Here is a 13,379-nt window from a genome sequence, read left to right on the forward strand (position 1 = left end):
TGGCCTGCACCATAGGACCATGGTCTAGGGCGCTTGGAAAACGTGCCTTGGGGTATCGAAATTACCGCACAACAAACCGCTTAAGTTCCCCCGTTACTTATAAAAAGTTTGCGGTTTACCCAACTGCTGCAAGTGTCTACACTCGTTATCAGCGAACAGTAGCAACCCCCCACGTGGCCGGCGTTTATTGCCCTTCAATGTTCGTCACGCCCTGCCACGAAAGACGGATAGGAGTGATTACAGTGTCCAGACTTGCAGAGTTTCGTGCTGCCGAAAAAGCGCTCCAGGAACAAATGGCACAACTGGAGGCGCTGAAAAAGGATGACGGCCTCAAACGCGAAATCGAATTCGAGCAGAAACTAGTCGGCCTGATGAAAAGCTACGACAAGAGCCTGCGCGACATCATCGCCATTCTCGACCCCAAGGCAGTCACCCGAGGCGCAGCCCCGGCGCCGAAACAGCAACGCCGTCCGCGCGTGGTCAAAGTGTATGAAAACCCGCACACCGGCGAGCTGATCGAAACCAAGGGCGGCAACCACCGCGGCCTGAAGGCGTGGAAAGAACAGTACGGCGCCGGCACGGTGGAAAGTTGGGTGCGCTGATGAAACTTCAACGCCCACTTCACACTTTTTTCACAAGCGCAGGGTCAGTATCGAAACAGCTAAAGGACTAGCGACCCCATCACGCGCCCGCACATGCGGGCCTCTAATTCCAGCGCCCTGCACTCGTGCAGGGCGCTTTCATTTGCGCAATCGCTTCACTGCCGTATCATGGCCGCCTGTTTGTTTCGCTGGCACGCAGGTGCCAGCCCCGCCTCTGGAGTACCCATGAGCCTGCACGATCTGCAAACCCTGCCGGGTGTCACCGCGCAACCGGACACCGCCACCGCCCAGTTCGTCTTCAACCACACCATGCTGCGGGTCAAGGACATCGAGAAATCGCTGGACTTCTACACCCGCGTGCTGGGTTTCCGCCTGGTCGACAAACGCGACTTCCCTGAGGCCGCCTTCAGCCTGTACTTCCTGGCCCTGGTCGACCCCGCGCAAATCCCGGCTGACGACGCCGAGCGCCACCAGTGGATGAAGTCGATTCCGGGCGTGCTGGAACTGACCCACAACCACGGCACCGAAAACGACGCGGACTTCGCCTACCACAACGGCAACACCGACCCGCGCGGCTTCGGCCACATCTGCATCTCGGTGCCGGACGTGCGCGAGGCCTGCGCCCGCTTCGAGGCCCTGGACGTGCCGTTCCAGAAGCGCCTGCAAGACGGCCGCATGAACCACCTGGCTTTCGTCAAGGACCCGGACGGTTACTGGGTGGAAGTGATCCAGCCGGGCGAACTCAAGGGCTGACCACCGGCTCGCGCTCGTCGGGCCGGGAACTCCCGGCCCCTTGCTGTGGTATATGAAGGTAACTGCTTCACATGCCACAGCGAGGTAAGGACGATGCAATCTCTTCACTGTGAATACCGCGAGCACACCATCACCGCCAGCGTGATGCCCCACCCCGACTCCCCCCTGCCCTATGCCGCCGGCTGCCTGATCACCGACCCGCACGGGCACACCAGCAGGCGCATTTCGATGCCGCTGAAGTTCTTCGCCGACCTGGACAATGCCCAGCATGTGTCGCTGGCCCATGGCCGGTCGCTGGTGGACGAACAGCTGGACAAGGGCCACAAGGCGTTCTGAGTTTCGAACCTACAGGGTTTGCGCGGATGCGGTAGGAGCGAGCGTAGCTCGCGATGGGGCGCGCAGCGGCCCGAGGTTTTCAGCTTCGCGGCTCAGAGTGCCGGGGCTGCTCTGCAGCCCATCGCGAGCTACGCTCGCTCCTACCGGGCCCTGCGCCAACAACGCGGGTTTGCTTATTGCTGCCGTGCAAAGGCCACGGCAGCCTTGACTTGTTCCAGCGTAGGCCGCACCCCGTTGCGCGGACGCGGTAGGAGCGAGCGTAGCTCGCGATGGGGCGCGCAGCGGCCCGAGGTTTTCAGCTTCGCGGCTCAGAGTGCCGGGGCTGCTCTGCAGCCCATCGCGAGCTACGCTCGCGCCTAACAGGCCCTGCGCCAACAACGCGGGTTGGCTTATTGCTGCCGTGCAAAGGCCACGGCAGCCTTGACTTGTTCCAGCGTAGGCCGCACCCCGTTGCGCGGACGTGGTAGGAGCGAGCGTAGCTCGCGATGGGGCGCGCAGCGGCCCGAGGTTTTCAGCTTCGCGGCTCAGAGTGCCGGGGCTGCGCTGCAGCCCATCGCGAGCTACGCTCGCTCCTACCGGGCCCTGCGCCAACAACGCGGGTTGGCTTATTGCTGCCGTGCAAAGGCCACGGCAGCCTTGACTTGTTCCAGCGTAGGCCGCACCCCGGTGTACAGCACGAACTGCTCAAGGGCCTGCAGCGCGATCACCTCAAGCCCAGTGATCACCGGCTTGCCCAACGCCTCGGCACGCTGGATCAAGGGCGTGCGCGAAGGCATCGCCACCACGTCGAACACCCGCTCGGCAGCGGCAATGGCCTGCTCGGGGAACGCCAGTTCATCAGCCTCGGGGCCACCGGCCATGCCAATCGGCGTCACGTTCACCAGCATCGGCGGGCACAGGTCGCCCAGTTCACGCACCCAACGGTAGCCGCACACATCCGCCAGTTGCCGGCCGGCCTGCTCGTTGCGCGCGACGATGATGCCTTCGGCAAACCCCGCATCACGCAGGGCGCTGGCCACGGCCTTGGCCATGCCGCCGCTGCCACGCAAGGCAAAGGCAGTGGCCGGGTCGACTCGGTGCTGCTCCAGCAACTGGCGCACCGCCAGGTAATCGGTGTTGTATGCCTTCAGGTGGCCGCCAGTATTGACCAAGGTATTGACCGATTCGATGGCCGCTGCCGACGGGTCGATTTCATCCACCAGGGCCATGCACGCTTCCTTGTAGGGCATCGACACCCCGCAACCACGGATGCCCAGGGCGCGGATACCGGCCACGGCGGCCGGCAGGTCGTCGGTGGTCATGGCCTTGTAGTAGTAGCCCAGGCCCAGCTGCTGGTAGAGGTGGTTATGAAAGCGCACACCGAAGGTGCCCGGCCGCCCGGCCAGGGAAATGCACAACACGGTGTTTCTGCTAGGAGTTGTCGCCATAAACCGGTCCTTCTTCATGACTGAAACGTTTGTGCAGCGTACCAGAGCCAACCGCTGGTCGTCCCTTACACAACCTTTACCCTTCCCCTGTGCTCAGTTGACGATAACTGCGGTCATAGTAACAAGGCCCCAAGCGAGGGGTTTTCTACGAGGAAGTCCCATGAACCGTTTCATCCCCGGAATCGCCCTGCTGGTAGGCGCCCTGGCCATCAGCGGGCAGGCCTCCGCCCACGGCGGTGGCTGGTATGGCCCTGGCCCGCTGCTTGGCGCAGCCGTGGTCGGTGCCGTGGTTGGAGCGACAGTCAGCGGCGGCCACGACCGGACCGTCTATGTAGAGCGTCAGCCTGCCTACTACGGGCCGCCCCCGGTGTATGTCCAGGCGCCGCCACAGCCCGTCTATTACCAGCCGTACTACGTGCCGGCGCCGCCACCTCCGGTGTACCGCACCTACGGCCCACCACCGGTGTACTACGGTCCGCCTCGCTGGTAACCGTTGATGGAATCAATGAACACTATTGAGCGGGTCGATTTCAAAGCGCCGCGGCGGCTGGGTAAGGTAGTGCCATGTTTCACAGGAGGTCCCCATGGCCACTATCCAGATCATGTCCGTCATCGGCAGCGCGGTACCCGCCACCTTGCGTAAACAAGGCCTGCTGGCCTGCTGGTACCTGGTGCGCAATGGCGAAGCGGTCAGTGGCCCGATGGCCAGCCGTGCGTCTGCCCAGGCCCTGGCCGCCCAATTGCAGGCCGACTGCCTGATCGCCTGACCGAATTTGTTGTGCGTTGCTCTCTCCACCTCTCTGACCCGCTCCCTGGCGGGTCTTTTTTTGCCTGCTCGCGCCTACCTGCCAACCCCCCGCCCAGGCACCGAAAAACCGTTACAGCATGAAGCTTTTTTCATTTCGATAGGGTGAATCAACGAGCAATCGACAGCACTTCGACCATACTCCACAATGCAGCGGTTTCCTGGGGGAAAACCCTTGCACAGCCAACGACATACCAACTTTTAGTGAGCCTCAACGTGAAAACATCCCTGTCCATCCTCAGCCTGCTGCTGTTGCTCACAGGTACCGCGACTCTACCGTCGACCGCTGCTGCACAACCCCCGGCCCAGGTTCAACGCGACCCATCCAAGCTGCACCTGGCCTCCGGCAGCGCCCTGCTGATCGACCTCAACACCAACCAGGAACTGTATTCGAGCCACGCCGACCGCGTGCTGCCCATCGCGTCGGTGAGCAAACTGATGACGGCGATGGTGGTGCTGGACGCCAAGCTGCCCATGGATGAGATGCTCACCATGACCATCGCCAACAACCCAGACATGAAAGGCGTGTATTCGCGCGTGCGCCTGGGCAGCGAGCTGAACCGCCGCGAAACCCTGCTGATTACCTTGATGTCCTCGGAAAACCGCGCCGCCACCACGCTGGCCAATCACTACCCGGGCGGCTACCCGGCCTTCATCAAGGCGATGAACGCCAAGGCCCGCGCCCTGGGCATGAGCCACACCCGCTACGTGGAGCCGACCGGCCTGTCGACGCAGAACGTGTCCACTGCCCGCGACCTGGGCAAGTTGCTGATGGCTGCGCGCAAGTACCCGATGCTCAGCGAGCTGTCGACCACCCGCGAGAAAACCGTGGCCTTCCGCAAGCCCAACTACACCCTGGGCTTCCGTAACACCGACCACCTGGTGAACAAGAGCAACTGGGACATCAAGCTGACCAAGACCGGCTTCACCAACGAAGCCGGGCACTGCCTGGTGCTGCTGACGCGCATGGACAACCGCCCGGTGGCCATGGTGATTCTCGACGCGTTCGGCAAGTACACCCACTTCGCCGATGCCAGCCGCCTGCGCCAGTGGTTGGAAACCGGTGCGACCAAACCGGCCCCGGCAGTGGCCCTGCAGTACAAGTCGGACCGCCAGAACAAGGGCCGCCTGGCCTCGGAGTAAACCGCCCCAAGCGGCCTTGCTGCCTGACAGCAAGGCCGCGCTTACCGGCTTGCCTCAAGCCTGGGTATCGACCACGCTGCCGGCACTGCTGCCACCACTTTCCTGCAGCGCCGTCAGCAGCTGCGCGGTAGCGGCCAGGATCTCGCCGTTGAGCGTGGCGACGTTGGCCTGCTTGGCGCTGATCTGCGCAACCTTGGCGACATCGTCGCTCTTCTTCGCCATCAACTCGGCCAGTTGCTTCTGCTCGTCGGCCAACTGCTTCTGCAGCTTCTTGATCATCTCGCGCAGTTGCTTGATGTGCGACGGCTCATCGCTGTCGCTGCTGTCCTTGGCGCCGCCTGCGCCACCGGCGCCCTGGGCCTGGCCGTTGCTGCGCAGGGACGAGGTGTCGACCTGCAGCGAACCGCTGCCCGACTCCTCGGTGTCGGCCGCCTGGGTGGCCGTGGTGGCGGTTGTGGCCTGGGCCGATGGGTTGCTGATACTGATTGCCGCGATACCTACCATGTCGTTCTCCCTGTGTTGCGATGGGGTCCTTGAGTTGACTTGCGTATCGGCTGAACCGCGCAAACCTTTAGCCCGGCATTCACCCCGGCTGACCAGCGTTCAGTAAATTCCCCCTCCCTTGGCTCGTTCCACCCAATGAACCCACGCAGGCGCCGGAGCCCCGGCGTGCGCCAACATTTGCCCACTATGGAACCGCAGCCATGAGCCAGTCTGCACACCCGGAAAGTATCAAGGACCTGATCGGCGTGGGCTTCGGCCCCTCCAACCTGGCCCTGGCCATCGCCCTGGAAGAGCTTGCGCAAACCCAGGGCCACGCGCTCGACGCACTGTTCATCGACAAACAGCAGGACTACCGCTGGCACGGTGAAACCCTGGCCACCCAGAGCGAACTGCAGATTTCCTTCCTCAAGGACCTGGTTTCGCTGCGCAACCCCACCAGCCCCTACAGCTTCGTCAATTACCTGCACCAGAAGCAGCGCCTGGCCGACTTCATCAACCTGGGCACCTTCTACCCCTGCCGCCTGGAGTACAACGACTACCTGCGCTGGGCCGCCGAGCACTTTGCCACCCAGGCCGTGTACGGCGAGCAGGTGCTGCGCATCGAGCCGGAAGTGAAAGCCGGCCGCGTCGAGCACCTGCGCCTGGTGTCGCGCGACAGCCAGGGCCGCGAATACACCCGCCGCACTCGCTCGGTGGTGGTGGGCAGCGGCGGCACGCCGAAAATCCCGGAGAAATTCGGCGCGTTCAAGGACGATCCGCGGGTATTCCACCACTCCCAGTACCTGAGCAGCCTGAACAAGCTGCCTTGCAGCGCCGGCAAGCCGATGCGCATTGCCGTGATCGGCTCCGGCCAGAGCGCCGCCGAGGCATTCATCGACCTCAACGACAGCTACCCGTCGGTGAAGGTCGACATGGTGCTGCGCGGCTCGGCACTCAAGCCAGCTGACGATAGCCCATTCGTCAACGAAATCTTCTCGCCCGACTACACCGACCTGGTCTACAACGAGCCGGCCGACCAGCGCGCCAAGCTGGTGGGCGAATACCACAACACCAACTACTCGGTGGTCGACCTTGACCTGATCGAGCGCATCTACGGCATCCTCTACCGGCAGAAGGTTGCCCACCAGTTCCGTCACAACGTGCTGTGCCGTCGCCAGGTGGAAGCCGTGGTCGCCACCCGCGACGGCATCGAACTGACCCTGCGCGACCTCGCCACCGGCCAGCAGCAAACCCACCGCTACGATGCCATCATCCTCGCCACCGGCTACGAGCGCAGCTCCCACCGTGACCTGCTGGCCCCCCTGGCCGAGTACCTGGAAGACTTCAAGGTCGACCGCAACTACCGCGTGCTGGCCAGCCCGCAACTGCAGGCCTCGGTTTACCTGCAAGGCTTCTGCGAGAACAGCCACGGCCTGAGCGACACCCTGCTGTCGGTACTGCCGGCCCGGGCCGCCGAAATCGGCCAGGCGTTGTACCAGGACCTGGCCCACCTGCACGGCAAACCCCAGCCCAGCGTAGCGCTGACCAGCGCCTGACCCGCCCCCCCTCACACAGCCGGCAACGTGCCCCGCACGCTGCCGGCTGTGTGCCATCTGAAACATTTGCTTGCACTTAAACTGGCAGGATTTCCATTCTCATTCGTCCTTATCAATGCAGCCAATCAGGTTGGGCGTAGGCTCGACCGCTCATTTGCAGAAGACGGACCGATGGCCAAACCTCCGAAAAAATCCAAATCCAAGCTGTGGTTCCTGGTGCACAGCTGGCTCGCCCTGCCGATCTGGTTCTTTGTCCTGATCGTGTGCTTCACCGGCATGCTTGCCGTGGTCAGCCAGGAGATCGTCTGGCTGGCCAACCCCGACGTGCGCGCCAACCCGCCGGACGACGCCACCGAACGGCTGAGCTACCAGCAGGTGCTCGATGCCCTGCACAAGGCTGAACCGGACTTGGTGGTGCGTTCGTTGCGCCAGCCCGACGGCTCGCATTTCGCCCTCAATGCCGGGGTCACCTACCCCGATGGCACCAGCCCTACCCTCTACATCAACCCCTACACCGGGGCAATCCAAGGCAAGGTGCCGGACTTCAACTTCGAAGGTTTCACCCGCGCGCTGCATGGCTGGTGGCTGGTGCCCTTCACCAGCGGTTTCAGCTGGGGCTGGTATCTGGTATCGCTGCTGGGCTTGCCGATGCTGGCCTCGCTGGTAACGGGGCTGGTGGTCTACAAGAAGTTCTGGAAAGGCTTCTTCAAGCCAGTGCGCACCGGCCACGGCTCGCGCATTTTCTGGGGTGATCTGCACCGCCTGGCAGGGGTGTGGTCGATCTGGTTCATTGCGGTGATTTCCATCACCGGCACCTGGTTCCTGATCCAGGCCATTCTGTTCGACAACCACATCACCATTTCCAGCCGCCCGATCGTACCGGTGATTGCCCGCGAGGACGTACCACAGACGCCCGATGGCAGCCCCGCCCCACGCATCGACCTGGACGAAGCGGCGCGTATCGCCGGGCTGGCGGTGCCGGGGCTGGAAATCAGCTTCATCAGCTTGCCCGCCACCGCCTACAGCCACATCACCCTGAGCGGCCCAGGCTGGTACCCCTTGATGTTCCAGAGCGCCACGGTCAACCCGTACACCCGCAATGTCGACAGCCAGTTCCTGCTCGGCGACCGCTCGGCCCTGGAGTTCGTCACCGAGTCCATGCGCCCCCTGCACACCGGCGACTTCGGCGGCCTGCCCATCAAGCTGGTGTGGTTCTTCTTTGGCCTGGTCCTCACCCTGCTGGTGCTCAGCGGCCTGCTGATCTGGACCAAGCGCACCGCCCAGGCCACCGCTGCCGCGCTCAAGCGCAGCGAACGTGCACCACGCCCCCGCCACCGTGAAACCACCCTGGAGACCCAGCCATGAGCCAGGCCCCGGCCCACAGCAACGCCCGCCCAGGCAGCGCACTCAAGCAATGGTGGCTGAAGTGGCGCTTTCACCTGAACATCCTGCTGATCCTGATTCCGCTGGGCTTCATGCCCAAGTACTTCGCCGATGCCAAGCTGTTTCGCGGCGATGCCGGGCTGGGCGTGAACGTGATTCGCGACATCCAGGTTGGCCCCTACCACCTGGACCTGGCCGAACTGCGCGATGAAGCGCCACGCGCCGACGGCCCGGCGGGCCACTTCAAATCCTTCAATGCAGCGCTGTGCAAGGCCTGCATCCAGGAGGTCAAGGCCGTTTACCTGCGCATCGGCAAGCCGCGCAGCCTGCGCGCCGCCGGCACCATCTTCTTCGGCGCGCCCTACCGCATGGGCACCAACCTGCCGATTCCGCCACGCACCAAGGCCGACGCCCAGGTGTGGATTACCGTCGAAGGCTGGGACGGCAGCATGCACCAGGCCGCCGTGGCGCTGGCCAAGGCTTCGCCGGCGACCGTGGCCTGGCTCGAAAAACAAGGAGGCAAATGATGAACACCCTGATCCGCAGGCTTGCCCTGCCCCTGCTGGTGCTAAGCGCAGGCCCTGCCCTGGCGCACAACCCGATGTGCGAGTGCGAGGACATCGCCGGTGGCCAGGTCAAGTGCACGGGTGGTTTCTCCGATGGCAGCGGCGCCCCGGGGGTCACCCTCGATGTGATCGGCTACGACGAACAGGTGCTGGTCGGCGGCAAGCTCGGCGATGACTCGACCTTGACCTTCAAGCGCCCGGACGGGGAGTTCTACGTGCTGTTCGACGCAGGCCCCGGCCATGTGGTGGAAGTGGACCACGCCGATATCGCCCAGCCATGAGTAGCCCAACCTTGAGCAGCCCAACCCAGGGCCGCACCCAGCGGGTGCGCCCCGCCGGTGCCGGGCACGAAACCCTCTACGTGCTGCTGGCCAGCCTGCTGATCATGCTGCTGGCCGCCGGCGTGGTCTGGCTGCGCGGTGAGCGCGAAGACGAACAGGCCATCGCCAGCCACCAGATCGACGCGCGCCGCGACCTCAGCGCCGCCGAACAGGGCATCTACACCGACCTGCGGGTGGCCTTCGACGAAATCCTGCTGCTGCGCGAGGAGTCGGCCAGCACCCCCGACGTGCAGGCGCTGGCCGATGAAGGCCTGCCACCGTTCGTGGTCGATGCCGGCAGCCAGAGCCGTGGCAACCACCAGTGGCAATGGCTGCCCAGCGGCGCCTACCTGGGCCACAGCCAGGCCCCGCAGGTGGCCGGCAGTTTCCTGCTGATTCTGCCCGGCGACAGCACAGGCCAGGCCGATGTCTGGCTGCGCCGCGACAGCGCCGCCCTGGCCCCGGACGACCTCGGCCAGGCCGCGCTGATTGCCGCCGGCTGGCAACAGGTGGTCAGCCACTACGACGCCGGGGTTACCCGCGAACACCGTCACTGAACCCAAGGACTCTCCCATGCTCCGCAAAGCCCTCGCCCTGCTCCTGGCCTGCGCCTTGCCCGCCCTGGCCCAGGCCGACAGCGGCAAGCCCCTGCGCATCGGTATTACCCTGCACCCGTACTACAGTTATGTCAGCAATATCGTCGGTGACAAGGCCGAAGTGGTGCCGCTGATTCCGGCAGGCTTCAACCCGCATGCCTACGAGCCGCGTGCCGAAGACATCAAGCGCATCGGCACCCTGGATGTGGTGGTGCTCAACGGCGTAGGCCATGACGACTTTGCCGACCGCATGATCGCCGCCAGCGAAAAGCCTGGCGTGCCCACCATCGAGGCGAACCAGAACGTGCCGTTGCTGGCCGCCACCGGCATCGCGGCCCGCGGCGCTGGCAAGGTGGTTAACCCACACACGTTCCTGTCGATCAGCACCACCATTGCCCAGGTCAACAACATCGCCCGGGAACTGGGCAAGCTCGACCCGGACAACGCCAAGTTCTACACCCAGAATGCCCGCGCCTACGCCAAGCGCCTGCGTGCGCTGCGCGCCGAAGCCCTGGCCAAGGTCACCGAGGCCCCCGCCGCAACCTTCCGCGTGGCCACCATCCACGCGGCCTACGACTACCTGGTACGTGACTTCGGCCTGGAAGTGACCGCCGTGGTGGAGCCTGCCCATGGCATCGAGCCGAGCCCGGCGCAGCTGAAAAAAACCATCGACCAGCTCAAGGCACTGGATGTGAAGGTGATTTTCTCGGAAATGGATTTTCCATCTGCCTATGTCGAAACCATCCAGCGTGAGTCTGGCGTTCGCCTGTACCCGTTGACGCATATTTCCTACGGCGAATACACCAAGGACAAGTACGAGGTGGAGATGAAGCGCAACCTCGACACAGTGGTTCGTGCCATTCAGGAGAACCGCGCATGACCGCGGCCGCCACCCTCGCCGTGCCTCGCGGGCCGCGCATCGAGTTCGCCGGCATCGACCTGACCCTGGGCCGCACCCGCATCCTCGACCAGGTGCGCTTCGGCGTCGCCGCCGGCAGCGTGCACGCCATCGTCGGCCCCAACGGCGGCGGCAAGAGCTCGCTGATCAAGACCCTGCTCGGGCAAATGCCGCACCAGGGGGAACTGACCCTGCATTGGTCGGGGGAGCAGCAGGTGATCGGCTACATCCCCCAGGCGCTGGAGTTCGACCGGGGCCTGCCCATGACCGTCGATGACTTCATGGCTGCCATGTGCCAACGGCGACCGGCTTTTCTTGGCCTTTCACGGCGCGTGCAACCGGCGGTGGAAGCAGCGCTGGCGCGGGTCGGCATGCTCGACAAGCGCAAACGGCGCATGGGCGCGCTGTCCGGGGGTGAGCGCCAGCGCGTGCTGTTGGCCCAGGGGCTGATTCCCGAGCCGCAACTGCTGGTGCTCGACGAGCCGATGTCGGCACTCGATGAAGCCGGTATCCAGGTGTTCGAGCAGTTGCTGCAGGGCTGGCGCCAGGCCGGCACCACCGTGTTGTGGATCGAGCACGACCTGCAAGCTTTGCTGCGCCTGGCCGACCGGGTCACCGGGCTGAGCCGCCGGGTGCTGTTCGACGCACCGCCCGCCGAAGCCCTGACCCCCGAGCGCCTGCTCGGCCTGTTCTCCGTTCACCCACGTAGCGAGAGCCTTGCCTGATGAGTTTTGAAGCCTTCCGCCAATGGGTCCAGGGTTGGGCCGATGCAGGCGTGCTGCCGGAGGCGCTGGCCTACGGTTTCGTGGTCAACGCCTTGCTTGCCGGGCTGATGATCGGCCCGGTACTGGGGGGCCTGGGCACCTTGGTCGTGGTCAAGCGCTTTGCCTTCTTCAGCGAAGCAGTGGGCCACGCCGCGCTCACCGGCGTGGCCATCGGCATCCTGCTCGGCGAGCCCTACACCGGGCCCTACGGCAGCCTGTTCGGCTACTGCCTGCTGTTCGGCATCCTGCTCAACTTCCTGCGCAACCGCACCGGGCTGGCCCCGGACACGCTGATCGGCGTGTTCCTTTCGGTGTCGCTGGCCCTCGGCGCCAGCCTGCTGCTGATGCTGGCCGGCAAGATCAACGTGCACATCCTCGAAAACGTACTGTTTGGCTCGGTGCTGACCGTCAGCGCCCAGGACCTGGTGGTGCTGGGCATCGTCGCGGTACTGGTGTTGGCATTGGCCCTGCCGCTGTACAACCGCATCATGCTGGCCAGCTTCAACCCGCAACTGGCGGCGGTGCGCGGGGTGGCAGTGAAAACCCTGGACTACCTGTTCGTGGTGCTGGTGACCCTGGTGACGGTGGCGTCGGTGAAAGTCATCGGGGCCATTCTGGTCGGTGCATTGCTGGTGATTCCGGCGGCTGCCGCACGCCTGGTCAGCCAGTCGCTGAAGGGCTTCTTCTTCATCTCGGTGCTGATCGCCACCCTGAGCACGCTGCTGGGCATCCTGCTGCCGATCACCCTCGACCTGCCGGTGCCCTCGGGCGCCGCGATCATCCTGGTGGCGGGCATCTGCTTTGCCCTCGCTGCCCTGGCCCGCGCCCTCGTTCCCCGCCTGCAAGGAAACCCGGCATGACCCTGAAACAGCTGACGCTGGCCTTCGCCTTGAGCGGCGCGGCCAGCCTGGCCAGCGCCACCGAAGTGCTGACCACCCTGCCCGTTACCCACAGCCTGGCCAGCGCCCTGCTGGCCGGCACCAGCGTGCAGCTTACCCGCGCCGCCCCGGCCAACCTGCCGGCCAGCCGCCAGCCCTCGTACTTCACCAGCCGCGGTGCTGCCGGCCTGGCCAAGGCCGCGCAGAAGGCTGACGCGGTGATCGGCGTGCGCTCGATCTGGCGTGACGACCCGCTGTACCCGATGGCCCGGCGCAGCAACATTCGCATTGTCGAGATCGACGCGGCGCGGCCGGTGGACGGCGCGCTGCCGGGCATCGCGGTCAGCGGCGATGACGCCTATGCCGGCTACCCCTGGCTGCACCCGACCAACCTTGGGCGCATGGCCGATGTACTGGCCAATGACCTGGAACGCCTGGCACCGGCGGACAAAGCGAAAATCCAGGGCAACCTGGCCGCGCTCAAGCGCCAGTTGCTGGAAGTGGCGGCGGCCAGCCAGGTGAAGCTGGCCGAGGTGGACAATTTGAGCGTGGTCAGCCTGTCGGAGCGGCTGGGGTACCTGGCCAGCGGGTTGAACCTGGATGTGGTGGAGCAGCCCTTGCCGCCGGATGGCAAATGGGATGCCGCCGCGTTGAAGGCGCTGGGGGAGAACCTGAAGGCGCAGGACGTGGCCTTGGTGCTGGATCACCGGCAGCCGGAGGCGGCAGTGGTTCAGGTGATCGAGGCGGCCGGGGCCAAGGTGCTGGTAGTGGAGAGCGATGCCGAGGATACCGTGGCGGGACTCAAGGCCAGTGTCGAGGACGTGGTCGGTGCGTTGAGCGAGGGGTGATGTTGCCTGTGATGGCCCTTT

17 protein-coding genes are annotated in these 13,379 nt (G+C 64.7%); 15 read left to right on the top strand and 2 right to left on the bottom strand.

Annotated elements, in window-relative coordinates; genetic code table 11:
- The first annotated feature begins 233 nt into the window (after positions 1-233).
- The 3 genes from F3J44_RS11780 to F3J44_RS11790 all read left to right on the top strand — a co-directional run bounded on the left by F3J44_RS11780 (position 234) and on the right by F3J44_RS11790 (position 1,691).
- Entirely contained in the window at positions 234-602 is a 369-nt protein-coding gene (locus tag F3J44_RS11780) for a histone-like nucleoid-structuring protein, MvaT/MvaU family (protein ID WP_370526734.1), read from the top strand.
- A 225-nt stretch (positions 603-827) separates the two neighbouring features.
- Positions 828-1,355 (top strand): lactoylglutathione lyase, encoded by a 528-nt coding sequence (gene gloA, locus F3J44_RS11785; protein ID WP_167272504.1) that lies wholly within the window; start codon positions 828-830, stop codon positions 1,353-1,355.
- A 93-nt stretch (positions 1,356-1,448) separates the two neighbouring features.
- Entirely contained in the window at positions 1,449-1,691 is a 243-nt protein-coding gene (locus F3J44_RS11790; RefSeq protein WP_167065255.1) for a hypothetical protein, read from the top strand.
- A gap of 605 nt (positions 1,692-2,296) precedes the next feature.
- Here the strand turns inward: F3J44_RS11790 and F3J44_RS11795 are convergent.
- A complete protein-coding gene (locus F3J44_RS11795) occupies positions 2,297-3,118 on the bottom strand; it encodes a shikimate 5-dehydrogenase (protein WP_167272507.1) in 822 nt (273 codons plus the stop codon).
- Positions 3,119-3,278: 160 nt separating this feature from the next.
- Between F3J44_RS11795 and F3J44_RS11800 the strand changes: the two genes are divergently transcribed.
- The 3 genes from F3J44_RS11800 (at position 3,279) to pbpG (ending at position 5,066) form a co-directional block, all read left to right on the top strand.
- Positions 3,279-3,608, top strand: coding sequence for a hypothetical protein (locus F3J44_RS11800; protein WP_167068494.1), 330 nt, complete (start codon positions 3,279-3,281; stop codon positions 3,606-3,608).
- A 94-nt stretch (positions 3,609-3,702) separates the two neighbouring features.
- Positions 3,703-3,885 (top strand): hypothetical protein, encoded by a 183-nt coding sequence (locus F3J44_RS11805; protein WP_167068498.1) that lies wholly within the window; start codon positions 3,703-3,705, stop codon positions 3,883-3,885.
- 254 nt (positions 3,886-4,139) lie between these two features.
- Positions 4,140-5,066: a D-alanyl-D-alanine endopeptidase gene (pbpG, locus tag F3J44_RS11810; protein ID WP_167068501.1), complete on the top strand. Its 927-nt coding sequence runs from the start codon at positions 4,140-4,142 to the stop codon at positions 5,064-5,066.
- A gap of 54 nt (positions 5,067-5,120) precedes the next feature.
- On the opposite strand, the gene F3J44_RS11815 is transcribed toward pbpG, so the two are convergent.
- Complete coding sequence (locus F3J44_RS11815) at positions 5,121-5,570, bottom strand: hypothetical protein (RefSeq protein WP_167068504.1); 450 nt, start codon at positions 5,568-5,570, stop codon at positions 5,121-5,123.
- A gap of 200 nt (positions 5,571-5,770) precedes the next feature.
- On the opposite strand from F3J44_RS11815, the gene F3J44_RS11820 reads away from it, so the two are divergent.
- From F3J44_RS11820 to F3J44_RS11860, 9 genes are all read left to right on the top strand, one after another.
- The gene (locus F3J44_RS11820) at positions 5,771-7,105 is read left to right on the top strand and encodes a lysine N(6)-hydroxylase/L-ornithine N(5)-oxygenase family protein (RefSeq protein ID WP_167068507.1); all 1,335 of its coding nucleotides are present in this window, start codon (positions 5,771-5,773) and stop codon (positions 7,103-7,105) included.
- A 171-nt stretch (positions 7,106-7,276) separates the two neighbouring features.
- On the top strand, positions 7,277-8,470 hold the full coding sequence (locus tag F3J44_RS11825) for a PepSY domain-containing protein (protein WP_167272510.1): 1,194 nt from the start codon (positions 7,277-7,279) through the stop codon (positions 8,468-8,470).
- On the top strand, positions 8,467-9,015 hold the full coding sequence (locus F3J44_RS11830; protein ID WP_167068513.1) for a thiamine pyrophosphate-binding protein: 549 nt from the start codon (positions 8,467-8,469) through the stop codon (positions 9,013-9,015). Before F3J44_RS11825 ends, F3J44_RS11830 begins: the two co-directional genes overlap by 4 nt.
- Complete coding sequence (locus F3J44_RS11835; protein ID WP_167272513.1) at positions 9,015-9,335, top strand: hypothetical protein; 321 nt, start codon at positions 9,015-9,017, stop codon at positions 9,333-9,335. Before F3J44_RS11830 ends, F3J44_RS11835 begins: the two co-directional genes overlap by 1 nt.
- Positions 9,336-9,346: 11 nt before the next feature.
- A complete protein-coding gene (locus tag F3J44_RS11840) occupies positions 9,347-9,931 on the top strand; it encodes a DUF6162 family protein (RefSeq protein WP_205299835.1) in 585 nt (194 codons plus the stop codon).
- A 16-nt stretch (positions 9,932-9,947) separates the two neighbouring features.
- Positions 9,948-10,850 (top strand): metal ABC transporter substrate-binding protein, encoded by a 903-nt coding sequence (locus tag F3J44_RS11845; RefSeq protein ID WP_167068522.1) that lies wholly within the window; start codon positions 9,948-9,950, stop codon positions 10,848-10,850.
- A complete protein-coding gene (locus F3J44_RS11850; protein ID WP_167272515.1) occupies positions 10,847-11,593 on the top strand; it encodes a metal ABC transporter ATP-binding protein in 747 nt (248 codons plus the stop codon). Before F3J44_RS11845 ends, F3J44_RS11850 begins: the two co-directional genes overlap by 4 nt.
- Positions 11,593-12,492 (top strand): metal ABC transporter permease, encoded by a 900-nt coding sequence (locus tag F3J44_RS11855; protein ID WP_167068528.1) that lies wholly within the window; start codon positions 11,593-11,595, stop codon positions 12,490-12,492. The genes F3J44_RS11850 and F3J44_RS11855 overlap by 1 nt, the downstream gene beginning before the upstream one ends.
- On the top strand, positions 12,489-13,358 hold the full coding sequence (locus F3J44_RS11860) for a metal ABC transporter solute-binding protein, Zn/Mn family (RefSeq protein ID WP_167272517.1): 870 nt from the start codon (positions 12,489-12,491) through the stop codon (positions 13,356-13,358). Before F3J44_RS11855 ends, F3J44_RS11860 begins: the two co-directional genes overlap by 4 nt.
- Positions 13,359-13,379 lie beyond the last annotated feature (21 nt).

This window comes from Pantoea sp. Tr-811 (assembly GCF_011752535.1).
GTDB lineage: Bacteria > Pseudomonadota > Gammaproteobacteria > Pseudomonadales > Pseudomonadaceae > Aquipseudomonas.